Origin of the sequence: Anatilimnocola floriformis (genome assembly GCF_024256385.1) — a bacterium.
In the GTDB taxonomy this organism is placed as follows: domain Bacteria; phylum Planctomycetota; class Planctomycetia; order Pirellulales; family Pirellulaceae; genus Anatilimnocola; species Anatilimnocola floriformis.
This window is the reverse complement of sequence record NZ_JAMLFW010000003.1, coordinates 86,607-110,351: the sequence shown is the minus strand read 5'-3', so window position 1 is coordinate 110,351 and position 23,745 is coordinate 86,607. Positions and strand designations below refer to the sequence as shown.

The 23,745-nt window shown below is 60.1% G+C and carries 18 protein-coding genes; 9 read left to right on the top strand and 9 right to left on the bottom strand.

Annotated features, from left to right (window positions below):
• Positions 1-10: 10 nt before the first annotated feature.
• Positions 11-652, bottom strand: coding sequence for an OmpH family outer membrane protein (locus tag M9Q49_RS33645; RefSeq protein ID WP_254513723.1), 642 nt, complete (start codon positions 650-652; stop codon positions 11-13).
• 232 nt (positions 653-884) lie between these two features.
• Here M9Q49_RS33645 and M9Q49_RS33640 point away from each other — a divergent pair, with 232 nt between their 5' ends.
• From M9Q49_RS33640 to M9Q49_RS33610, 7 genes are read left to right on the top strand one after another with little or no spacing between them, the layout of a single operon-like run.
• Complete coding sequence (locus tag M9Q49_RS33640; RefSeq protein WP_254513722.1) at positions 885-1,916, top strand: vWA domain-containing protein; 1,032 nt, start codon at positions 885-887, stop codon at positions 1,914-1,916.
• Positions 1,913-2,698 (top strand): hypothetical protein, encoded by a 786-nt coding sequence (locus M9Q49_RS33635; protein WP_254513721.1) that lies wholly within the window; start codon positions 1,913-1,915, stop codon positions 2,696-2,698. The genes M9Q49_RS33640 and M9Q49_RS33635 overlap by 4 nt, the downstream gene beginning before the upstream one ends.
• Positions 2,699-2,734: 36 nt before the next feature.
• Positions 2,735-6,463 carry a hypothetical protein gene (locus M9Q49_RS33630; RefSeq protein WP_254513720.1) on the top strand — a complete coding sequence of 1,243 codons (3,729 nt, stop codon included), beginning with the start codon at positions 2,735-2,737 and terminating at the stop codon, positions 6,461-6,463.
• A gap of 42 nt (positions 6,464-6,505) precedes the next feature.
• Positions 6,506-7,492 carry an AAA family ATPase gene (locus M9Q49_RS35895; protein ID WP_254513719.1) on the top strand — a complete coding sequence of 329 codons (987 nt, stop codon included), beginning with the start codon at positions 6,506-6,508 and terminating at the stop codon, positions 7,490-7,492.
• A gap of 9 nt (positions 7,493-7,501) precedes the next feature.
• Complete coding sequence (locus M9Q49_RS33620; RefSeq protein WP_254513718.1) at positions 7,502-8,353, top strand: DUF58 domain-containing protein; 852 nt, start codon at positions 7,502-7,504, stop codon at positions 8,351-8,353.
• A gap of 3 nt (positions 8,354-8,356) precedes the next feature.
• Positions 8,357-9,190, top strand: a complete 834-nt coding sequence (locus tag M9Q49_RS33615) for a hypothetical protein (protein ID WP_254513717.1) — start codon at positions 8,357-8,359, stop codon at positions 9,188-9,190.
• Positions 9,191-9,192: 2 nt separating this feature from the next.
• Positions 9,193-10,134, top strand: coding sequence for a vWA domain-containing protein (locus tag M9Q49_RS33610; RefSeq protein ID WP_254513716.1), 942 nt, complete (start codon positions 9,193-9,195; stop codon positions 10,132-10,134).
• A gap of 15 nt (positions 10,135-10,149) precedes the next feature.
• Here the strand turns inward: M9Q49_RS33610 and M9Q49_RS33605 are convergent, their stop codons facing one another.
• The 3 genes from M9Q49_RS33605 to M9Q49_RS33595 all read right to left on the bottom strand — a co-directional run bounded on the left by M9Q49_RS33605 (position 10,150) and on the right by M9Q49_RS33595 (position 13,135).
• Positions 10,150-11,370: a hypothetical protein gene (locus tag M9Q49_RS33605; protein ID WP_254513715.1), complete on the bottom strand. Its 1,221-nt coding sequence runs from the start codon at positions 11,368-11,370 to the stop codon at positions 10,150-10,152.
• A 78-nt stretch (positions 11,371-11,448) separates the two neighbouring features.
• Complete coding sequence (gene rpsT / locus M9Q49_RS33600; protein ID WP_254513714.1) at positions 11,449-11,730, bottom strand: 30S ribosomal protein S20; 282 nt, start codon at positions 11,728-11,730, stop codon at positions 11,449-11,451.
• 97 nt (positions 11,731-11,827) lie between these two features.
• A complete protein-coding gene (locus M9Q49_RS33595) occupies positions 11,828-13,135 on the bottom strand; it encodes a hypothetical protein (protein ID WP_254513713.1) in 1,308 nt (435 codons plus the stop codon).
• A gap of 115 nt (positions 13,136-13,250) precedes the next feature.
• Between M9Q49_RS33595 and cobA the strand changes: the two genes are divergently transcribed.
• The gene (gene cobA, locus M9Q49_RS33590; protein ID WP_254513712.1) at positions 13,251-14,783 is read left to right on the top strand and encodes a uroporphyrinogen-III C-methyltransferase; all 1,533 of its coding nucleotides are present in this window, start codon (positions 13,251-13,253) and stop codon (positions 14,781-14,783) included.
• Between the two features lie 453 nt (positions 14,784-15,236).
• Here the strand turns inward: cobA and M9Q49_RS33585 are convergent, their stop codons facing one another.
• Complete coding sequence (locus tag M9Q49_RS33585) at positions 15,237-15,497, bottom strand: hypothetical protein (protein ID WP_254513711.1); 261 nt, start codon at positions 15,495-15,497, stop codon at positions 15,237-15,239.
• Positions 15,498-15,500: 3 nt separating this feature from the next.
• Positions 15,501-15,704, bottom strand: a complete 204-nt coding sequence (locus M9Q49_RS33580; protein ID WP_254513710.1) for a hypothetical protein — start codon at positions 15,702-15,704, stop codon at positions 15,501-15,503.
• 189 nt (positions 15,705-15,893) lie between these two features.
• On the opposite strand from M9Q49_RS33580, the gene M9Q49_RS33575 reads away from it, so the two are divergent.
• The gene (locus M9Q49_RS33575; RefSeq protein ID WP_254513709.1) at positions 15,894-16,250 is read left to right on the top strand and encodes a hypothetical protein; all 357 of its coding nucleotides are present in this window, start codon (positions 15,894-15,896) and stop codon (positions 16,248-16,250) included.
• 94 nt (positions 16,251-16,344) lie between these two features.
• Here M9Q49_RS33575 and M9Q49_RS33570 read toward each other — a convergent pair whose 3' ends face one another.
• Genes M9Q49_RS33570 through M9Q49_RS33560 form a run of 3 tightly spaced genes read right to left on the bottom strand, consistent with a single transcriptional unit; the run spans position 16,345 to position 23,740 of the window.
• Positions 16,345-17,754 carry a hypothetical protein gene (locus M9Q49_RS33570; protein ID WP_254513708.1) on the bottom strand — a complete coding sequence of 470 codons (1,410 nt, stop codon included), beginning with the start codon at positions 17,752-17,754 and terminating at the stop codon, positions 16,345-16,347.
• A gap of 2 nt (positions 17,755-17,756) precedes the next feature.
• Complete coding sequence (locus tag M9Q49_RS33565; RefSeq protein ID WP_254513707.1) at positions 17,757-19,949, bottom strand: ABC transporter substrate-binding protein; 2,193 nt, start codon at positions 19,947-19,949, stop codon at positions 17,757-17,759.
• Positions 19,946-23,740, bottom strand: coding sequence for an outer membrane protein assembly factor BamB family protein (locus tag M9Q49_RS33560; protein ID WP_254513706.1), 3,795 nt, complete (start codon positions 23,738-23,740; stop codon positions 19,946-19,948). Before M9Q49_RS33560 ends, M9Q49_RS33565 begins: the two co-directional genes overlap by 4 nt.
• Between the last annotated feature and the right edge of the window lie 5 nt (positions 23,741-23,745).

The following is a 23,745-nucleotide window of genomic DNA, read 5'->3' as shown; positions in this document are numbered from 1 at the left end:
ACGCCGGCAGCTACCGCTGATTCAGGTGCGCGATGATGTCCTCGGTAATATCGAGTTCCGGCGTGTGGAACACGACGGGGCGGTTCACTCCTTGCAGCACACTGTTGCGGTCTTCACGTTTCATATCGTCGGAGTTAAATCGCACGACTAGATTCACCTTGCGCTGACGCGCGACGACTTTGGTGGCGGCTTCGACCTTGCGATAAGCGTCGTAGTAGACTTGCCCTTCGACAGCCAAAAGGTCGGCTTTCTGCAACGCAACCCGGGCTTGCACTTCTTTCGACTTGGTGTCGTACTCTGCCAGCCGCTGCTTGTGTTCTTCGCTGCCCAGTTCCTTCTGCCGCAACCGCTCGGCCAGCTCAGTCAACTTGTTCAACGCTTCGACATCCCGTTTCACGAGTCGGTCGAAGTCTTCAATTTTCTGCCGGAGCTTGTCCATTTCGTCGTTGAAGGTGCGAAAGCGTTTGAAGGTGGCGGCGATATCAACCACGGCGATGGTTGCTGCCGGCAGTGGAGCTGACTCGTTCGCGTTGGGTTGGGTCGGAGCAGCAAACGCCAATCGCTGTTGCCCCTGACTCTCGATTCGCAACCACAGCCCGCCGAGAGCGAGCAAAACAAGCATCCAGCCATACCGGGACGAGTAACGATTCATGGCAGCCTCCTGAGAATCGAGATGGGAATGACTCAAAATAGCAGGTTGTGGTGGGCGCTGTAGAGCCGCGACAGTTGCAGTCACATCGGGGGATAACTAGATTGGGAGTGCTGCCAGATTTACTTTCCCGCCTGACTACTTCTTACCGCCGATCGCTGCTGGCCAGAGTTCGCGATCAATTGGTGCAGCCGTCAACGCGCTGCCCCATTTCCTCTCACGTTGTTGAATCGTTATGCCCATTGCTGCTTGGAGTCCGAACTTCGTAGCCCTGCTGCTGGCCGCAGTGGTGTTTGCGTTGTCGGCTTGGGCGGAGTGGATTCACGCGCGGCGGAGCGCCGCGCTCGGCCGATTGGCGTTTGGCCCCACGGGTGAGCCGCGCAGTTGGACCAAGGCAGCGCCGCTGCTGCGAGTGGTGGCCGGCAGTTTGCTGGCCTGGGGTTTGGTCATTCTCGCGCTGTCGCCCAGCGAAGCGCTGAGTACCACCGGCGCCGAAGCCGATGAGCCCGCGCCGGAAGATTTGCAGCGGATCATTTTGCTGCTCGATGTTTCGCCGAGCATGGCCATCAGCGACTCGGGAGAAAATCGCAACCTCGAACGCCGGCAGCGGGTGCTGCAGGTGGTGAAAGGGATCTTCCCGCGAATCTCGGTCGCCCGCACGCGGTTCAGCATCATCGCTTTTTTCACTTCCGCACGGCCGGTGGTCGTCGACTCTTACGACACTGCCGTCATCACGAACGTGCTCGATAACCTGCCGCTGGTCTGGGCCTTTGAGCCGGGCAAGACCGACGTGATCAAAGGTCTGCAAGCGACGGCTGATATGGCCCGCGATTGGGCGCCGAAGAGCACGACAGTCATTTTGTGTACCGATGGCGACACGGTCGACTTCAGCCAGATCCCGAAGATGCCGCGCTCGGTCAGCCAGGTGCAGATCTTTGCCGTCGGCGATCCGGTCGTTGGCACCTTCATTGATGGCCATGATTCGCGGCAACAGGCGGGCGTGCTCCGCCGACTCGCTGCCGAGCTGCGTGGCTCTTATTACGATGTCAACACGCGGCATGTGCCGACGTCGGCCCTCACTGAGCTCGCCGTGAATCCGCCGAAGCCCGCGAAGCTTGGTTTCACTTGGAAGGACCTCGCGCTGGGCGCGATTGCCATCGGCGCGACGATCCTCGCGCTGTTGCCACTGCTACTCGAATACTTCGGTTGTGCCTGGAACGCCGGGCGCGAACTGCCGGCAAGTCGCCCGCGGGAGATGGCAGCATGACATCTCCATTAAATCTTAAACTTAATTTCAAAATCATCAGGAAGTGGCTGATCCTGCTGTGGTTGCTCGTGCCTGTCGCGCTGGTGAGTTATCACTTCGGCCCGGGTCAGCGCGAACTCGCCTGGCGCGAAGCGGCCGAGCTAAAAGCTGAGGCAGAGAAGCACGAGCAGAATCAGCACTGGGAACAAGCAATCGCCGCTTACGGCAAGGCCGTGAGCGCCGTGCCGGTGACAAGCGATAACGCCACGGCTGCGACGGTGGCCCGCGATCAATTGCGATTGGCTCAACTCAAAGCGGCGTTCCAGCTCGGCAAGCTCGACGATACACTCACCGACACGCGGCAGTTCGTCGAACACGTCGAAGCCACCCACGGCCCGCAGTCGCAACTGGCCTTCGACGCCCGCGACTTTCTCGGCCGCGTCCATTATCAAGCGATGATCGCGCTCCGACTGGAATCGGCCGAGAAGCAAGTCTGGATGAAACAGTGGGAACTTTCGCGGCAGAACTTTCGTTTCCTTGCCGAGCACAGCCTTGCCGACCGCAACGGCCTCGATCGCAAGAATCTGGAAGTGGTCATCAAATCGGCGAACCTTCCCACACCTCCACCGCCGCCCGCTGGTGGTGGTAGTGGCGGCGGTGCTGCGACGACTGTCACATTCACGCCGCCGACGCAAGCTCCGCCGACCTCGGGAACCAATGTCGCTCCGCCCGACAGTCGCCCGCGTGCCCCCACACTGAACAACAGCGAAATCACGCCGCCTGAGTTTGAAAAAGGCTCGTAAGGAATCGCATTCGTGTTTTGGATTTTGGAATCTGTGATGAAGCATCTCCTCCAAGCCCGTTCTTTCGCAGCCTGCAGCCTGCTCCTGCTGGCCGTGAGCGTTTTGCAGCCATTCGCTCGTGCGCAGGAAAAAGTAGACGAACCGGCCAAGACCGAAACCAAACCGGAAGACCCCAAGAAAGCGGCGGAAGAAGCCAAACGCGCAGCCGAGGAAGCCAAGCGGGCTGCGGAACTCAAGAAAGCCGAGGAAGCGCGACTCAAGGTCGAGGCCCGCCTCAAAGCCGAAGCCGAAGAAGCCGCCGCGCGAGCGGCCATGAAGGTGATCACCGATCGCGGCGATGCTTGCTTGCGAGCTAAGCTCTCGCGCACACCCGAAGAAGTCTTCCGCGCGGTTGCTCGCATGGGCAGCGGTGGCGACAAGGACCTGCCCGACGAAGAGAAATTCCCACTCTACGTGCATGCCGGCGAATGGGAAAAATTCCACGATCTGATTGTCAAATATCCCAGCGATTTTCCGCAGCGGATGTACAGCAAGGTTCTCAACGAACTGATGTGGGCCAACCCCAAGCCGATCTTGCTGCCGCTTGATGTGCTTCGCATCGCCGATGCTGCCCCGACCGAACTCACCGACAAGCAAACGATCTCCATCGGCAAGCTGCTGAACCACGCCATCGCCAAAAACGAGTCGCGCACCGAGCTGATGAATCAGCTGAAGAAGGGAACGGCCCGGCTCGGCGGCAGTGATCCAGCGAAACGAAACGCTGCGGCCCGCGCGCTCGCTTCGGCAGAGTTTTGGACCGAAGCCAAGGAATTTGGACTCAAAGAAAACGAAATTCCTGAGCTCACGGCCGGCCTGAAGCCCGATGCTCCCGCAAAACTGGCCGAGCCCAACTGGGAGCCACTTCTCGCCACGCTGCGTGATGCCAACCGCACCGCCGAAGAACGTGACGAAGCACTCACGAGCCTGCACCTCGCCATGCTGCAATCGACGCCCGAAACGGTTCGAAACCGGCTCGGCGCAGTGCTCGGCGACGATGGCCAGAAGGAAATCGGCTGGGAACTGATCGCGCTCCTCGGCCGCAAAACGGCCCGCGGCCAAATCGATGTCGACTTCCACATTCGCCGCGTCAATCTCGAACTACAAGAGACCGCGATGCAGCTGCTCGCCAAGAACAAGCGACTCAGCAGCCCTCCTGGCCCAACCTTCGCCAACCTCTACGCCCGCAACTGGCACGCAGAAGCTCAGCAGACGTTGAGCGTTTATCCGACCTGGAAAAAGGCCTCGATCGACAGTCGCGAAAAGTATCAGCACGTGGGAATCGAAGAGTTGCTCCGCACCGCCCCTGCCGATGAATGGCTGGCCGTGCTCGAGCCGCAGGTGTCGAGCTCGGTCAAGCTGATGATCGCGCGCGTCACGCTCCTGTCTGACAATCTCGAGCGGCTCGTGCCGCAGCTCGCCGAGTTCAGCCGCCGCGACAAAGCAGCCGCCGGCGAACTCGGTAGCGCTTACCTGCTCCGCTGGACACAACTGCACGACCCCAGCTTCACGCCCGAAGCAATCCGCCAATACAAGCTCGATGGCCACTCGATTGTGCTCACCCGCGCCGAGCAAGAGCAGAGTTTGAGGCAACTTGGAGCGATGCTCAAATCGCTCGATCCCGAAGCACGCAAACTTCTTAACGAGGGAATGGTCGTCACCGCCTTCGATCTCTGCCACAGCAAAGCAGAAATCTACACTCGCGATCAAATGGTGCAGGTCTTCGGTCCCCTCGAAAACTTGCCGCCGACTCTGTTGCTTTCGCTGCTTGAGCGGATGCGTTTCAAGCTCGGCGCTCATTGGCGCAACCTGGCTGTGCAAACCGACGCTGCGACGAAGCGCGACTCCGATGATGTTTTTGAGCTCGTGAACGATGGCTATTCGCAAGCCGACACCATCGCCACCGAGTGGCTGGCCGCTCATCCCGACGATTGGCGAACGACCTGCACCGGCGGCTCGATTCTCGCCGAATGGGCCGAATTCGCTTACTTTCAAGCTGTGGCCTCGAGCACCGGCGGCAGCGATCGCTTTGCCACGTATCTCAAACGCTCTTCGGCCGCTCTCGAGCGCTTTCGCGCTGGCGCCAAAGCCTATGCCGAAGCAGTGCCGAAAATGAGTCGGGCTGAGTTCAGCCTGTTGCCGTATCGCTCATGGTTTTATGGCATCCTCGGGATTGCCAACGACAGCGAAGTGAACTTGCGAAAAGGCGTCACGCACGAGTCGCTCGTCGAAATCAGCCAGGCCATGAAGAGCCTGCCGAAGGGCGCCGGCGGCGTACACCTGCAGATGTTTTCGACGATGGTGGCCGACAACGTGAAAGCCAACGTCATCGCGCCGCAGATGAAGTACCGTTACTTGTCGAGCGCGGTCGAGATCACTGGCCGCAACGCGACGGTCTATCCCGCCGAAGAAAAGGTGCAGTACTACGAATCGCTGCTGAAAGAGATTCGCCTGCGAGCTCGTGTCGACGGCAGCACCAAGATCCGCCAGAACGGCCAGTTCGGCGTCTTTGTGACGCTCGTCCACACTCCCGATCTGGCCCGCGAAGCCGGCGGCTTTGGCAAATACCTGCAGAACGAAACTCGGCGAACGGTCTCTGGAAAAACGATCGTTGAGAATCCTCTCTATCGCGATCGTTTCGAAGAATCGCTTCGCTTGGCTCTCGCCGATTTTTTCGAAATCAAGTCGATCATCTTCGCCGATCCGATGGCCGGCGCTCAGCCGATGATTCCCGAAGGTTTGGAAATGAGCGTGGCGAAAACTGCTGCAGCGCCCGAAGTGAAATCAACCGAATCGAAAGAGAAGTGGCAAGAAACGCCGCTCGCCTATTTGCATCTGGTTGCCAAAGACGGCACAGTCGATCGTGTGCCGCCGCTGGAGATTGAACTCGACTTTTTCGATCGCGATGGCAAGGTGGTTATTCCGCTGCCGTCGACGCCGGTGCTGATCGAGATCGCTCCCGATGCACCGTCGCGCCGCACTGCGGCCGCGATTGCCATCACCGAAATCGTAGATGCCCGCGAACTCGCGGAACACAAACGACTGAAGCTCGACGTGATTGCCACTTCGAACGGATTGGTTCCCGATCTCGACGATCTGCTTGATCTGAAGTCGTTCGGCCTGCCAGTGAAAAACGTCGACAACCGCGAAGGGCTGCACGTCAGCGAGTTACACAGCGGCGACGACGGCTTGTACGCGAAGTCGGAACGCAATTGGACCGTCGAACTCGATCCCGCGCCACTGCTGCAAGGGGCGACGAACAAGGTGGAGTTCCAATTTCCGCAGCCGAAGAACGAAACGACCGCGGTTATCTATCGCACCTACAAAGACATGGATCCTGTCGAAGCGGCCGCGAAAGTGACGCTCGTCGAAGGTCAGGCCGCGGCCGCTCTTGCTCAGCCGAACTACTATGCCTGGATCGGCGGTGGGCTCGTGGTGCTGGTCGTCGCCGGCCTGGTTCTCACGCAATTGCTGTGGAAGCAACCGGTTGCCGAAACAGCAGCGCCGGCCTTTGTCACTCCGCGCGATGCCACGCCGTTTGCCGTGGCGAACTTGCTGCATCGGATCCGCAACAGCAAGCAAGCGACACTGAGCGACGCGCAGCGAACCGAACTCGAGCGTGAGATCAACTCGCTCGAGCGCGGCAGCTTTGCTCCCGACTCAAGCCCGCGCTCGACGAGCGACTTGCGTTCGCTGGCCGATCGTTGGGTACGTACCGCGCTCAGCTAATTCTAGTTTTCAACAAAACAATCCTTTCTCAAAGAACGTACTGTGAGCACTGCTGAAATAAACTCCGTTGCCGCCGCGCAGATCCAAGAGATCCGCGCTCGCGTGGCCAAGGTCGTCGTGGGACAGGATGTCGTCGTCGAACGTATTTTGATCGCCCTGCTAACCGGCGGTCACTTGCTGCTGGAAGGGGTACCGGGCCTCGCCAAGACCCTGCTCGTCAACGCCGTCGCGCGGACCATCGGCATGGGCTTCGGCCGGGTGCAGTTCACCATCGACATGCTGCCGTCCGATGTCATCGGTTCGGAAATTCTCGATCAGGCCACGCACAAGTTTCGCATTCACAAAGGGCCGGTCTTCACCAACCTGCTCCTCGCTGACGAAATCAACCGCGCCGCGCCCAAGGTGCAGGGCTGCTTGCTCGAAGCGATGCAAGAACGCAAAGTCACGCTCGGCGGCAATACGTTTTCCCTGCCAGCGCCGTTTCTCGTCATCGCCACGCAGAATCCGATCGAACAATCAGGCACGTTCGAACTCCCCGAAGCGCAGCTCGATCGCTTCATGCTCTGCCACCGGCTAGAGTTCCCCTCAGCCGATCAGGAAAAGGAAGTCTATCGCCGTCAGCTCAATATGGGTCTCGCCAGGCAAGAGGGTGGCGGCGCAGTCCCCCGTTCGGCCTTCGACATGATCGGCGAAAGCCCGGTATGCGGCATTCCGGAACTCGTCAACATGATGGAGCAGGTGCAGACGATTCACGTCAGCGATGCTTTCACCGAACACGTGGTGCGTACTGTTCGCCGCACGCGCGAACATCCAGCCCTGGCCGTTGGTTGCAGCCCACGCGCGGGACTCGCGCTGCTGCAAGCTTCGCGAGCGCGGGCGTTGTTGCATGACCGCAGTTACGTGGTGCCGGAAGATATGATCGCGCTCGCCGAAGACGTGATCCTGCACCGCATCCGTTTGACTTACGAAAGCGTCGCTCGCGGCGTGCATGCTCGCGATGTGCTCGAAGAGATCATGCGAGAGCTGTAATCCATACCCATGTCGTACTTGCTTCCACCCATCACGAATCCGCGCCGGCAATTTGAATTCGAAATCAAATTGCTGGCCGATAGCCTCAGCTTTGGCGGCGATGCTTCGCGCTTCCTCGGCTCGGGGCTGGAGTACGCGCAGTCGCGCAAGTACGAGCCGGGCGATCCCGTGAAGCTGATCGATTGGCGAGTGACGGCACGTACCGGCAAGCCGTTCGTCAAAGAATACGAAGCGGCCCGCCAAGTGCCGATTTATCTCGCGGTCGATACTTCCGCGTCAATGTGCGTGGGCTCAGTCGAGCGCAACAAGTACTACTGGGCCGTTCGCCTCGCGGCCGGCATTGGTCAGGCGGGGCTCGAACGTCTCAGCCCGGTCGGCTTGATCGCCGGCGGCGAACGTGATTTGCGCATCACGCCGACGCTCTCGTCGCAGAGTTTGCTGCAATGGGCCGAACAGCTGCGGCAGTTCGATTTTCAAGAGCGTACGCAACTGTCGACGCGGCTGCGAACGCTGGCAGCATCACTTAAGTCGCGGTCGATCGTGTTTGTCCTCAGCGATCTGCACGACGAAGGTTCGCTGGAAGTGATGGAACTGCTGGCCACCAATCACGAGCTCGTCGTGCTGTGGCTACAAGATCCCGCCGAAGTGAAACTTCCCCGCGGCGGTATCTTTCGCGCTCGCGAAGCCGAGACCGGGACAAAGGCAGTACTGCATGGCTGGACGAAATTGACCAGCAGCGACCGCATTCGCGAATCACTCGTGCAGAGCGGCATCGAGTTTTTGCACATTCCCATCGACGAGCCAGTCCTGCCGCGAGTGCGGTATTTTCTGAAGCATCGCAAATCGCTGGGGCACGATTAATTCATGTCATCGTCGGCAACTACACCTTCGAGCAACCTGCGATCCGTCTCGCTCCGCGTGACGATCGTGCTGCTGTTGCTGGTTGGCGCGGGAGCTTTCTTTGCGATTCGCTGGCGACGCAACGGTGCTGTGACGATCGGAGTCGAAGGGCAACGGACGATTGAAGTCGCCGGGCCGAAGTTGATCGCAGCGCCGTTCACTCCAGGTGATGCACTTTCCGTTCGCATTGCGAGCGAGGAGAAAACGAAGGACGGCTATCGCTACGACATTCGCTACATGGCCTTCGGTCCCGGCCAGCACGACATCGGCAAGTCGCTCGCCGACCCCGATGGCAAACGCCCCGCGCCGCAAACTGCATTCGATGTTTCCGTAGCAGCTCTCATTCCCGAAAAATATTCGGGAGAGCTATTCAACACCAAGCCTTCATCGATCGACTTGCACACCAACTACAGCCTGCTGATGACGCTCGCTTGGGGTTCGTGGGCTCTGCTACTCGTGCCGCTGATTTATTACAGCCGAGACTGGAGCAAACGCCAGATCACTGCGCCGCCGCGGCCGAATATCACGCAACGATTGCGGCAATTGCTGCAACAGGCAGCTCGCACCGAATTAACGCCGCAACAGCAGACCGATTTGGAACAACTGCTGCTCGCCTTCTGGTCGCAGCGACTCAACCTTTCAGAACAACGGCTGAGCGAGACGATTGAACAATTGCGGCAGCATCCGCAGGCCGGGCCGCAGTGGAGCAGCGTCGAGCGTTGGTTCCATGCACGTTCGACCTCGGCCAGCAATGTCGCAGCCAAGCAACTGCTCACCGATTTAGAAGCCCTCAACTAACCATGATCTTTTCCCGTCCAGGATTGCTGCCGCTTCTCTGCCTGCCAATTTTGCTCGGTTGTTGGCAATGGTGGCGGCGCGGCCGGCCGGTGGTGCTGCCCTTTGATCATGGTCAATTACGCCGCGGGGCCTGGCTGCATTGGTTAGTGCGGACCACGGATTTGCTTCCTGCAGCCATTCTGGCAGTCGCGATTTTCGTATGGGCGGGGCCGCTCATCGAAGGGCCGCCGAACTATCCGTCGCAGGTTGCCAATATTCAGATCGCGCTCGATACCTCGGGCAGCATGAACGATCCGCTCGGCGACAAGATCAAAAAGGACGGCAAGGCCTACACCAAGTATGACGCGGCCATGGAAGCGATCAACGAGTTCACGACGTTTCGCAAAGGGGACGCGTTCGGCTTCACGATTTTCACCTCCGGCGTGATGCACTGGGTGCCGCTGACGACCGATCTCTCTGCCATTCGTCTCGCCACGCCGTTTGTCGGACCGGGGACGTTTCCGCTCAAGTGGTGGGACGGCACGAAGGTGGGAAGCGCCCTGAAGGAATGTGCCCGCGTGCTCGAAGAGCGACACGATGGCGACCGCATGATCATCGTGCTCACCGACGGCGAAAGCCCCGACCTGAAAAACGGCCAGGCCGAGATCATCGCGCGGGAACTGCTGAAGAAAAACATCGTGGTCTACATCCTCTCGATTCGCAACGGCACGCCGCCCGAAGAACTGCGGACCGTCGCGCAGATCACCAAGGGTGAGATTTTCGAATCGGGCGACATGCCGGCGCTGCGCGGCGTATTCAAACGGATCGATAGTCTGCAGCGGGCCAAGCTCGTCGCTGCACAAACAACTTGGCTCGACTACTTCCCGCCGTTCGCGCTCGCCGGGCTAGTGCTACTCGCAGTACAACAACTGACTGCTTTTGGATTGCGATTCACGCCGTGGTGATGGAGGCAGTTGCGACTAGCGCGGCAGCTTCACTGCCGTCATGGCTCCATATCCGGCCGGCCAGCGACTGTTGACTTCGATCTCCGTCAGCAATTCTTTTGCGCCGAGTTGAGCCGGGTATTCCTTCGTCAGCTTGTCGTTGCGATCGAGATAGATTTTGGCTAGGTACTTGCCGGCAGGAAGCGTCGCATTCCGCAGCAGCTCTTTCGCTCGCGGCGAATCTTTGGGCGCGACTAAGCTCAAGTGATTTTGCCACAGGCCACCTTTGCCAAATATCTGCCGATCTGCCGTAGCCCAGCGCTCGCTGGAAAACTTCTTGGTCTGCTCGTCAAACGGATAGAGTTCGAGGCGCAGCACCAGCTGGTCGTACTCGGCGGGAATGTCGGTCAGCTTGAACCAGATTTCGGAAACGACGGCGGCTTCATTGCTTGGCTGCGGCAGCTCCTTCGCAGTTTTGTATTGACCGGCTTGCGTCGCGGCGTAGTCATCGATGAATTTGCGAAACTGCTGATAAGTCCGATCGCCGAAGGTCATCTTCACGCCGCCGCCGTGCTCCACTTTTTTGAGCGGCTTGAGCAGGAGCAGGCTCTTTTCGGGCTCTTTTAGATCGATCAGTTCATGCTCAAGCAGATGCGCGAGCGTGGCTTGCGGATCGCGGAGCTTCATCCAGGAAATGTGTTCGCCGTGCTTCTTCACTTGCTGGGCATTGCGATCGGGCGAATGGCAGGCAGCACAGCGGCCCGCTTCGGCCCAGACGTTGTCGAGGAAGGATTGCAGCACGCGGTCTTGGCGGGCGTGGCGGATCACTTCCGGCGGCAACTGCGGGCCGATGGCGGTGTCGGTCGCTTTGGCGGCAGCGAGCGACGGATCCTTCACGGCGGCTTCGATCCAAGCGCGAAAGGCCGCTGATTCTTCGGCCCGGATCTTTTCGGTGACGATGCTTGGCTTGGCCGGTTTGCGGTCGATGAACTGCAGCAGCTTCGATTTTCCTGGCTGCTGCACATCGATGAGCCCGCCGTCGCGGAGGGCGGCAAAGGTTTCGGGCTGCGTCGGCCGAATGTAGTCCTTCAGGTCGACGCCGCTGAGATGGCATTCACTGCAGCTCGATGGCCGCTGCGCTTGTAGGATCGGCGCGATCCGTTTTTGAAAGATCGCGAGCGCGGTATCCTCGGCGAAGCTGGCCGAGGAGAGGCAAAGAAAGAAGACAGTCGCCGCGAAGAGGATGTGAGTGCGCATGGCAGCAGCTTAGAAAAAGAAAACTGCTGCTGCCACGAAATTTCGCGAAATTGTCACCTGGGGTGACAATAGGCGCGACTACTTGGCGGCCTTGGCCTTCTTCAGCATCGCCGACAGCCGCGACTTCTTGCGGGCGGCAGCGTTCTTGTGGATCACACCCTTGGCGGCGGCGCGGTCGAGCTTTTCGACGGCAGCCTTGAATTCGGCGTCGGTCTGGGCCTTATCGGTGCCAGCCGCGGCGGCGACGACCTTGCGGACCTGGGTCTTGAGAATCGACTTGGTGGCCCGGTTCACGGCCCGATTCTTCAAGTTCTGACGGGCACGTTTCTTAGCGCTGAGGGAGGATTCTGACTTTGGCATGACTAACCTGCGACATCATTCCTGCAAAACGATTCATCAAAGCCGACCAGCGACCGGCGGGAGATCAAGCTCCAGCGGAAGGTCGCCCGGCAGGGAATCAACCTTTATGGCAGATTGCCCGCAAGTTGTCCAGCCTTGCCTGGGCGTCTTTATAGGCGGGATTGGCAACGACGAGCTGCTCCAGCCAGGCCACGGCCGTCGGAACCTGCCCCAAAGCCTCGGCCAGCACGGCCCCCCGGTGCCAACCACGCTGCACATACTCGTTTTGGGGGTCAAGATGCGGCGTGGCGAGTGCCTCCTGATAGGCCGACAAAGCCCGCTCGAACTGCCGCAGTTGTTGCCAGTTCTCGCCGATCGCGACCTGGGCCCGCAGCCGCCAAGCGGGGTCGGCCTTGATCCGTTCGAGATACTTCAGGGCCTCGCTGAAATTGCCGGCCCGCGTCAGGCACTCGGCCAGGTCGAAAATCGTGGTCGCGTCGGACGAGAACCGCTCGTACCGAGCAAAGGCCACGCCCAGCTCAATCCGCCGTTGCTCTGTGAGCAATTCCGGGACGAGTCGCTGCTGCACGGGCGTGGGCGACAATTCGGCCAGTTGCTGCGCGATGGCAGTTCGCTCGCGAGCCCGGCCAACCATGACTTGCTCGCCTAGCCAGCGGAGTTCCAGACTTGCCCCAGCCGCTCCCGATTCCGCGGCCAGCAGTTGTTCGGCGGCATCCCACTGTTGTGCGGTCAGCTGTGCCTCGACACGGTCGATCAGCGTTTGGCCAGCTGGCGTCTGCGATTGCTTGGCTGGAATCAAGACCCGCAAAAACTCTTTCGCCTGCTCATCGCTGGGAAGTTGCTCCAGCAGTTGTCGCCAGATTTCAGCTGCTTCGGTGAACTGTCCTGCCGCACTTAGAGCGAGCGCCAGTGGACGGAGCACGGCCACGTTCTGAGGAGCAGACTTCCGCGCCGCGCGCAGTAACACAATCTGCGTCGGGCCATGATCGAGCGATTCACAAATCTGCGCGAGCTGCCGCAGCACCTCGGCATCGCTGGGGACTTCGCCCAGAAGCGACCAACCGGCGTGCAGCGCACTGGTCCACTGCTTCATCTGAATCGCGCTCGCCAGTTCGCCGCGCAACTTCCAAATTTGCCAGAACCAGGCCGAGGCTGTTTTGCCCTGCGCGTTTTGCAGATTGGCGAGCAGCGTCGCGACGAAGTGTGTATTGCCCGGATCAAGCGTGCAGACCGCCGAGAGAATCTGATGAGCACCACGAAAATCCGGCGGCGAGCGATGCACCAATCGCTGGAAGTCGGCAAACTGCCGCGCCAGCTCGTGCCGCTGCGCCGCCGTGAGCACCGCAGGCGGAGCGTGGCTGGTCGGGCTTTTGTTCAACGGGGTTTCGCTGGCGAGGTTGGTCATTACACTCAAAGGAAATTGAATCGTTACTACAGTCGCCTTTCACTCTGTGAAAGACGCGTCTTGCAGCCGTTGCGGCTTGCGGCAGCAAAAGCCGACAATCAGGAACACTTCCCTCATGGTACCCGCCGAACAACCTGCTGCGACGGGTAACGTCTACCTCGTGGGCGCCGGCCCCGGCGATCCCGGCTTGATCACGCTCCGCGGCGCGGAAGTGCTCGCCCGCGCCGATGTCGTACTGTACGACTATCTCGCCAACCCGCAACTCCTGCAGCATTGCCGTGCGGGTGCCGAATTGCTCTGCCTCGGCCAGCATGGTCGCGGCCGATTGCTGACGCAGCAGGAAGTGAACGAGCGAACGATCGCCGCGGCATCTGCGGGTAAAAGCGTCGTCCGGCTGAAATGCGGCGATCCCACAGTCTTCGCCCGCGCTGCCGAAGAGATCGGCGCCCTCGTCGCCGCGAAAGTTCCCTTCGAAATCGTCCCCGGCATCACGGCTGCGTTTGCCGCGGCCAGTTACGCTGGCCTGCCGCTGACGCAAAAAGAACAAGCCTCCGCCGTCGCCATCGTCACTGGCCAGGAGAACCCCGAGAAAACAGGCGAACGTCTCAACTACGGCGCGCTGGCAAGCTTTCCCGGCACTCTCTGTTTCTACATGGGTGTGACTTCTGCCCGCGAATGGTCGCGCGGTCTGCTCACAGCTGGAAAATCGCCGAGCACTCCCGTCGCGCTGGTTCGCCGCTGTTCGTTTCCCGATCAGCAAGTCTGGCAAACCACGCTCGGCGAAGTCGCTGCCTTCGTCGAACAAACCAAGCTCCGCCCGCCGGTCATTATTGTCGTCGGCGAAGTGGCCGCCGCCTCGCGCGATTGGTCCTGGTTCGATCAGCGGCCTCTGTTTGGGCAGCGCATCGTCGTTACACGTCCAGCCCACCAAGCCGAAGACCTGCTCGCGCCGCTCGCCGAGCTCGGCGCCGAAGTGCTCCTGCAGCCAGCCATCGAAATTGGTCCGCCCGCTGATTGGTCGCCAGTCGATGCTGCGATTTCTAAGTTGAACGAGTTCCACTGGTTGGTTTTCTCCAGCAGCAATGGCGTGCACTATTTTCTGCAGCGACTTTGGTCGCTCGGCAAAGATCTGCGAACGCTCGCTCAGGCGAAGATCGCCGCGATCGGACCAGGCACCGCGGCCGAACTCGAAAAGCACTCGCTCCGCGCCGATCTTCTTCCGGATGAATTCCGCGCGGAAGCACTCGCCGATGCACTGAAGGGCTCGGCCCGCGACCAAAAGTTTCTCCTGCTCCGCGCCAGCCGCGGCCGTGAAGTGCTCGCCGAAGAATTAACAGCAGCCGGCGGCAGCGTCGAGCAAGTCGTCGTCTACGAAAGTCGCGACGTCGCCCAGCCGGCGTCAGAAATTGCTCCCTTGCTCAGCGCCGGCAAGCTGGATTGGGTGACGGTCACCAGTTCTGCAATCGCCCGCTCGCTGCATGCGATGTTCGGCGATCAATTGCACAAGACAAAGCTCGCCAGCATTAGCCCAATCACTTCGGCGACACTCCGCGAGCTTGGCCTGCAACCCGCCGTGGAGGCGACGACCTACACCATGCCAGGACTAGTCGCCGCAGTGCGCTCTTCCGCTGCCTCTCTGCTGCGTTAGGCGATTACCCTTAGCGATCGTTCGCTTGCGAGTTTTATAACACCTTGCGCAAATTGTTTTTCGCTCAAAACGCCCAACCAGACAAGCACTTGCGCAAAAACATCTGCAAAACAATATAACAACTTTATCACCATGTCGCTGCAGATATTGCGCAACTGATTATCGTTGCAACCCGCGACCGGCCAAGCACTTGCTTGTCGCACCGCCGTGCAAGCCCTTATTTGGCCGCTATGCGGATATTGCACGCTGATAACCCCTCGTATTGCCCCTGCTGCCCCGCAGATAGCTCGTCACCGAATCAACGGCTCTCCGTTCAGCGCGCACGATCCCTGTGGTAAGTCATCAATCCACCAGCTTGCCAAAGATCGAGGCGCGCTTTGTCGCCAACTGGATTGGCTTTGCCCAATAAGTCCCGTTTGCCCAACAAGTAGCGCGGCTGCCCAATAAGTCCGTCTATCCATCGCCGAATTCCATGTCGGGCGGAAATGAGCGGATTTGCTCGTCGTTTGCCTGGCACTCAGCGATGGTCATGTTGCGACCATTCCAGGCGCGATTCAAGTCTCGATAGATGGACTCGATCCACGCCTCCAAAACACTTTCTCCCTGCCGGTCTTCTTCAATCAGCTTGACTGCCGATTCGATGTGCTCAGCTGTTTCTCGCAGGTTTCCCAGAACCCACGTCTTGTTAAAAACCTTGCGCCGTTTCTTTGCCATCGTTTACTCCCGCACAATCGTAGACAGCGCCACCCCCACAGCGTCCGCAAACCGCCGCAGCATCGAAATCTGAGGGTCGCGGCTCTTTAGAAACTGGTTGACGGATTTGCGCGCGGTATCGCCCTTGTAGCCCATAGCTTCGCCCAGCCTTTGCTGGGGCCAGCCCTCGACCTTTTTCTCTTCCCAAAGCTGCCGAACTCGCAGCATGGCAGGATCACCTTAGGTGGATTTCGCGTTCATGCCCGAAGCCTATTCGATATGGACAGTTAGGCAAGGCTAAACCCATTACCTAGTCCACCGATTCTGGAGTGGCATTTTTGGGCACCCGACCTACTAGCTCGATGAAATGATTGATGCCTGGCGTGAGTGGCGATACGCTTAAAGGCGCTTGTAAGGATGAATAATGAATCCCCAATTCCTCTCCAGCCAAACCGCATCATGAAACGCGAATCGCGCGCACCGCTGATCGTCGCTATTGTGCTGCTGCTCTTGCCGGTTCTGTACGTGGGGAGCTATCTGGCGCTGGTCCGCCCCGGTTCCGCGTATCATCAGGAGAGAGACGGCCGGTTCTATCTCCTCAACTATCGCTACTTTGGAGATGACAATTTTGTAGTCCCTCCTCATTCAGCTTGCATTGCTCCTAGAGTGTTCTGGCCCCTGGAGCAGATCGACCGGAAGGTGAGGCCGAGGGTGTGGCGTAGCGGCATCCACGATATGGATGGAACCGGCCTGGAGAACAAGTTTCCGCACTAGGCAGGCCGCGTGCCAATCGAAAACGGGTCCACTTAATCGCCCACTACCTCGTCTAGCGATTCTAGCTTGGCATTTTTGGTCACTAGCTCCGGCATCACGGCTCGTCGGTGGGCGCCGCAGTCAGTCGTTCGAGCGCATGCCGGGCCTTTTGCAGATCGGGGGCCAGGCGACTTTTGGTGGCTTCGTCGGTGGCCGCCGTTTGTTTCTCTAGCTCCGCGAGTCGCGCGGCCAGGCGCGGGTTCTTTGTCGCGGCGGTCAGCTCTTGCGATACGCGGCCGGTGAGAGCAAGGTCGCGTTTGAGCACGGCTTCGCGCTGTCGCACGGCCAGGATCGCGACTCGGCTCAGTGTATCGAGCAGATCGTCGTTGAGTTCGGCGATGGCCGCTGACAACTCCAAACGTTTGCGATCGTTCTTCACCGCGATCACCACTTCGCTTTGTAATCCGGCAATCACCGGCCGACTGCCGAGCGTCGCGCCGCCGCGAGTGACGAAGATCCAATTTACGCCCGGGCCAAGCTCGGCGCGCTCGACAGTTCCTTGAGAGTTGGTCACTCCCAACGGCGTCATTTTCTTGCCTTGGTTGTCGATGGCAGCCCGCTGCAGTTCGTAGCCAGCAAGCGGCTGTTCGGCGGCATCGGCATCGACCACACGCACGCGAACCGGCAGCGCTGATGGAGACAAACCAACGGCGAGCCGAAGTTGCGCGGGATGATACGCCGGAAAAACGTCGCCGCCGATCGCCGACGCGCTGCCGCACTTCAGCACGCCGCGATTGCTGCCCGAAGTCGGCGCCGGCGAAAGTACCGCGAGATAGGTCGAGGGAATCACTGTGGTCGTTGCCGGTTGCGGTTGACCTTGTTTGTCGGCTTGGACAAGCACGGGGCGAAAGCACGTTCCCTGTGGCACAACCCACGCGCTGCCGTCGCGTTTGGGAATCGCGCCGCCGCGCACGCGCGCGAGTACGCCGGTGCTCTTGTCAGTAATTTCTTCAATACGGAGCAATGGCCCGAAAGCAGCTTGCACGGCGGAGAACGCTTCCTCGGCAATCAGGCCGACTTGCGCGGTCGTGCGCGCGACCGGCACGTTCCACAATCGCGTCGTGGCGTCCCACTCGCGCGCTGTGATGCTGAACTGGCTGTCTTGTTCGCTGATGGCCACGAAGATCACTTTGTCGCAACTTGCTTCGACGTCAATCGCTGCCGGCGGATCGGTCGCGGCGAGTTCTCGCAGCCAACGATTGCGAGCACTGGCGAACTTTTGATTCGACGATACTTGCCACGGTCCGCCATTCACTGCCGTGGCCTGCGCGACAAGTTGCTCGGCCAATTCTGCTTCACGCACGCTTGGCAAACGGGACGAAGGTCGCACGAACACGCACAGCTGAATGCGATTCGGCGTGAGTTCCCAACTGGTCGCTTGTCCGCTTGACTCATCTGGGCCGTTTGCGCGCAGCAACTCTGGCGTGAAGAAGGCAAATAGCAGAAATAGACAGCACAAGCGCATCGTCACTCCTGCGGCGGTCGCCAGGCGACCTGCCAGTTGAGGACATCTTCGTAGAGCGACACCGGCCGTTCGGCGAGACCTTGCAGGCTGGTGTGAACAGCGAGGTAGTTGGTCGTTTGCCACAAGGGAATAACCGGCAACTCGGCAGCCACGAGCCGATGCATGGCTTGTAACCGAGAAGTTGCGACGGCCAGATCGGCAGCCGTCTCCAAGCCGCGAAAATGTTCCTGCATCAGCGGGCTGCATGGCGCGGCGATTCCCGCCGGGCCGAGCAACGACCACACATCGACCAGCGGCTCGGTGATCGCTACTTCCACATACTGCAGATCGGCATTCGCATTGAGCGTGCCACCGGTCGTCTGCTGCAGCGTGATCGGTTGGCCGATGCGGGCCAGTTGTCGTGCGATCGACTGGCAAGCGATTTTCGTCGTCGGCTGATCGTCGTGCGCGAGAACGAGCGCCTGAGGAGTTGGTTGATTCAGTCCCGCTTCGGCCCGGCCGATTTCCAAAAGAACGCTGGCCAGGCTCGGATCGTAACCGCGCGGCCGAATTTCGGGATCGCAAGCGTAAGTCCAGGGCAGACGATCGGGGCCTTTGGGAAACGGCCCGCTGATCACCTCACACCCTGGCAACGATTCATCGCCGAGCAAGCCTTGCTTCAAAATCGATTCGCGATCGAGAGCATACAGCAGCGCACGTCGCACATGGCGATTGGCAGTGAACGGCTTCGCACTGTTCGGAATGAGCAGATGCACGGTCGGAATCGCATACGGCAGCAGCTTGATCTCGTTGTTGTTACGCAGCCGCGCGAGTTCCCACGGCGGAACGCGATCGAGCACATTGATCTGCCCGCGACGCAGCGCGAGGAGGGCGGGCGTCGCTTCGGGGAATTTCCGCTCGTGAATCAACTGCGGCGCTGCCGTGGGCGCGGTGACGCTCGCGCGGCGGCGGAGCGTCGTTCGTTCGTGAATCGCTGGCTCCGCCGTGTAATTGCCGACGGTTGCATTGCCGTTGGAATCGAGCAAACCAAACTGCAGCCAGGCCGCGGGCCGAAGTTGCGGGTTTTGAAATTCAAACACCAACTCGCTCAGCCCTCGCGCCCGCACTCCCGTAATCGCCGTGGCCGTGACTCCCGCCGGCTTGATGCGGCGCGCGAGATCGGGCGCACTCTCCTTGTTGTTTTCCAGCTTCAGCAGGAATTGTTTTGCGTCGGCCTGCAAGTTGACGCGGCCGTAGTGTGAGCGATAGACAGGGCCCTTTTCGCTATCGACGAGTTCGACAATCGGCGTGGCGAGCAAATGATTCAAGCGACGGACGTGCCAATCGGTGAGCGCGGAGCTATTTGGGGTCGGCAACACCGGCGAACCAATCACGCCGACAGTGACGGCGGGAAACTTGGTGTGGATCTGCTGCGAGAGTGCGCTGCCGCCTGCCACGGCGGGCCAGACATCGAGCGCCTGCTGACAAATGGTGTTGGCTTCGCTCCATTTTTCCGCGGCGGCTGCCGCTTGAGCCTGGGTCACCAGCGCTGTTGCTTGTTCCTGCAACTGCGTGTGATAGGGGGCGACCACAGCCGGGCCCGCTTCCGGGAATCGCTTGACGTACGAGGCGAGCAAACCGCGCGCGCCGCGATAGTTTTTTGTCGCGAGTCGCTGCTTCACCAGTTCGATCGTCGTTCGCTCATAGGCGGTGCTCAGTCCTTGCCGCTGCGGATTGCGGCGATGCAGTTCGACGAGCAGGGCCAGCGTTTCGTCATGCTTCCCCGCGCGAAAGCTGCCGCCGATCTGCGACCAGAGGAAATTTTCGATGGCGGGTTTCAAACCCGGCAACTGCGGATGCTTTTGCTCGAGATAACGGAAGCTTCCTTGCGCGTCATCATACTTGCCATCGCCGGCCAACTTTTCTGCCTCGGCGAGCACGCGATCCTCGAACAGCCGCACGTCGACGATGCTCGACCAGGCGATGGCAAATTTCTCGCCAGGCCGATCGAGCAACTCCACCTCGAGATCGCCGCGACGATTGGCTGGTGGCGGAACTTTCCTCTCGATCAAATCGAGCGGCTTGACCTTGAGGAGCACGCTATTGTTGTTTTCGTCGAGTTTGATCTCATCAAAGGGCGCTTGCCGGTGGAGTGGTTCGGCGGCGAACGCGGTGAGCGGAGCGATCAGGAGCAAAAGCGTGGGGATAAATTTCATTGGGCCATCTCCGTAGGAATGGCCATCTGAATGACCTGACCGAAGTTCGTCGTCAGCCAGAGCGATTTGCCGCTGAGGAGCGCGGAGCCGGCTAATGGTTGACGGGTGTTCGCGCTCGCCATGATTTCGCCAGAGCCTGCCGAGCGAACTTCGACCGTTCCGCTCGCGGTCGTAACAATCAACTTGCCATCTTGAACGAGCGGCGGGCCGATGAGGTGACCGGCTGAGAGGGGTTGTTGCCAGCGCGGTTGCCGCGTCGCATCGCAACACCAAAGTTCGTCGCGATCGGTCGCCAGCAACACACAATCGCCGACGCGGTGCGGCCCCCAATTCACCTGGCCGCCTTTCAAATCAACGCTTGTCCCAGCAGTTAGCTCTGGGAGTGAATAAACTTGCAGTTGGCCACGGCGATCGGCGGCAAACACGACTTCCGCGAGCGTCGCGGGCGGCGCTGCGAGCGGTTGCTGCAAACGAACTGCAGCTTGCTCGCTCCAATGCGGTTTTGGTTCCGCGCTCAAACCGATGCGAACGATGGTTTGCGATCCATCGCTAACGAGCGCACTTTGGCCGCCATCATCGAGCGCGATCACCGCAACAGAATTTGAGGCATTGGGTAGCATAAATGGAGCGGCCATGATTTCACCACTGGCCGCGCTGAGGCACTGAATCGAACCGTCACTCAATGGCACCAGCAAGTTCTGCCCCGCAACGGCTGGCCGGCCTGCGAGCGATCCAGGGAGCGGCAATTTGCGAACGGAGAAATCAGCTGGCTTAACGAACAGCAATTCGCGCGACCCCAACGGCGCGATCAGTTGTTCATCGCCGACGGTCAGCCGATCGCCAAGCGGCGATGTCTTGAGATTGCTGTGGATCGGCTGTGAAAGGATTTGTTTGAACGCCGCGTTCAGATCGGCCGTTGCATCGAGCGTCAGTAACTTCGCCACGGCAGACGACGGAATCGCGATCGGCAGCGAGTCCTCTTCTTTGTCAGCGAGCAACATCAGCGGCGGATTGAGAGGCGATTGCCAGGTCGCGACGCCATCGCCAGCATTGACCTTCGCGGCGATCAGCGTTTGGTGCTCGGCAGCATAGCGAGTGGCGAGGATTGTTTCTTCCTGCTGAGAACCGCTGCTGTCGAAGAGATCGGCGGCGAAAATATTCCAGCCGGTCTGCACTTTGCCGGCAGCATCGAGCTTGAGCAGGGCCAGGCCGCGATCGGCGGCGAGAACTCCGCCGCGCGTCGCCTGCACCTGCCGGATCACACGTGGACCCGCGGCTGGTGGAATGGTTTGCACAATTTTGAACGGTTCGTTGCCATCGGCCGGTTCCAGCAATTGAAGCTTGCCATCTGTAGTAGCAATGAACAGTGTTTTTCCCTGTGCGGTGAGCGGTGCTGCAATCACGCCGGCGATGCGTTGGCGTTTGATCGTTGGCTTGGCTTCGTCTGTGATGAGACAGAGTTCGGTTTGATCGCCGCGTCTGCTCGCGACCACTACGCGGCGGTCGTACGACAGCGGTGGAAAGCGAGCCGTGCCGCGCTCGAAGCCGAGATGGATCGCGGAACATTTCTGCTCGGCAAGCGACAACTTATACAGCAAACCTTCGTCGCCGAGTTGCCATAGCGAGTCGCTGGCCGCGACTGGGCCGATCAACAAAGGTTGCGGCAGTTCGAGCGTTGATTGCAGTTCGCCCGAGTTGGAGTCGAGCGTCAGCACCTTGCCACTGGCGAGTGAAACATAGAGTTTGTCGCGGACCATAAGCGGAGCGCCCGCCACGTTACTCGGCAGTGGCTGTCTCCAGAGTAGGTTGCCGTTGCTGGTCGTTACGCTTAGCAGTTCGTTCTGCTGCCGATCGATCAGCCAGGTGCGTTTGCCATCGGCTGACGTCAGCGGCCAGTCGCTGTTGGCGAGATAGCGACTCCAGCGTGCCTGGCCGGTCGTCTGATCGAGCGCGTGCACCGCGCCGGCGGCGGCGAAGAGCAGGACTTGTTCGCTGGCCGGCGGCGGAGTCGGTTGTAAGCGAGCGTTGAGCAACTGCCAGGGGAAATTCGCCTTGATCGGCGAAGGAAGCGGATCTCGTTCGGCAGCTTTCTTTTCGGCGATGAGCTTTGCGCTACTCGTTGCTGCGGTAGCGAACTCCGGCGCGAGTTCGGTCCAAAGTTCATCGCTGGCCAGTTCAGGATATTTTGCGAGAGCGTTGCTTCGTGCCTGTAAGGCAGCAGAAAGATTCCCCGAAGTGAGCGCCGTCGAAACGGCAGACTTGGCTTGCTCGCGGGCAGTGGCTTTGTTCACTTCGCGGCTGACAAGCTGCAAACGGTCTTCGATATCGGCCAGCTTTTGCCAAGGGCGAAGCGTGCTGGGCAACAAACGAGTATCGTTGCAGAGCGCAAGAGCTGCGCGGGCTTGTTGCAATCGGCTTGGTGTTTGTTGATCAACTTTTTGACTGGTCGCGACCTCGGCGAGCCCTTCGGTCATGCTCACCAATAGTGGCGCGAGCTCGGCATGGATCTGGCCGAGCGCCGGTTCGGCGGCGATGTCGTCTGCGGCATTGCTGAACACTGGCAACAGTTGCGGCCAATTCGGCGGCGAGACATTTGCTAGTTGAATCGCACACATACCGCGGTGCACACGAACAAGGGAGGCTTGCTCGTGCCGCGGATGAAGGCGGAGAAAGGCATCGTATTTTTCACTCGCGGCAGCGTACTGTTTTTCCTGATAAGCCTGTTCGGCGGCTTGAAAGGCGATAGCTCCATCGCCGCGTGGCCACAGAAAAAGCGCGAGACCGATGACAATCACCAGCAGCGCCGCGCCACCGATGCCGAGGCCGACGAAGAGAGTTGTGCGACTCTCACTGGCTGCTTTCGGCGCGGTGACCGTGGCGGGAGTGATCTGTGCTTTAACCGGCGCTGCAGTCTGTGTGGCGAGCGCGCCGAGGTCGGTCAGGCCGCCGCTGCTAAGAGGATCGTCGCCTAGCGAACTTAGACCATCGAGCGACTGCAAATCATCGAGTGTGCTTAAGTCGTCGAGGGCTGGCAGATCGGCGAGACCAGTGGCTGCCACAGCGGGAGCAGCCGCAGCTTTTTGAATCGCCGATGGTTGTGGCGATGCTTTCTGCGTGACAGCTTTTTGCGGAGCTGCGGGAGCTGCTTTTTGAATCGTTGACTTGGCAGCCGGTGTCGGCGCGGTTGCTGGCGCGGCGGCAGGAGACAAGTCATCCAGCGGCGCGAGGCCGAGGTCGTCGAGCGACGGCGGCGCTTTTGCTGGAGCTGCCTTGGCTAGCGGTTTGGCGACGGGGAGTGAAGCTGCCGCTGGTTTTTGTGCGGGAGCTGCAGGAGTTGGTGCGTCGAGCTCGTCGAGCGGCGCGAGGCCGAGATCATCGAGTGACGGCGGCGGTTTGGCTGGCGCGACCTTCACTGCCGACTTCGCAGCGGTTGGGGTTGCCGTTTTCTTCTGTGAAGCGGACGCCGCAGGACTCGGCGCGTCGAGTTCATCAAGCGCCGCGAGGCCCAAGTCGTCATGCACGGAACTGCTTTGGAGCGGCACGGCTTTTACCGGTGCTGCGGCAGCAACTGCTGGTGCGGCTGGCTGCTTGGCGATTTGCGAAGCGCTCGTTTGCTCCAGGCGGGCTGCCTGGTTGGCGGTGAGGTGGCCTTTATCGACGAGTAGCTTCGTGACTGCCGACGGCGGGACCGGATCTTTGGACGCGGCGACCTGACGGCGCAGCGTGGCGATGATCTCGGGAGCAACCAAGTCGCTCTTTTCGAGTTTCGTCAGGAGTTCGTCCGCGGTCATTCGCT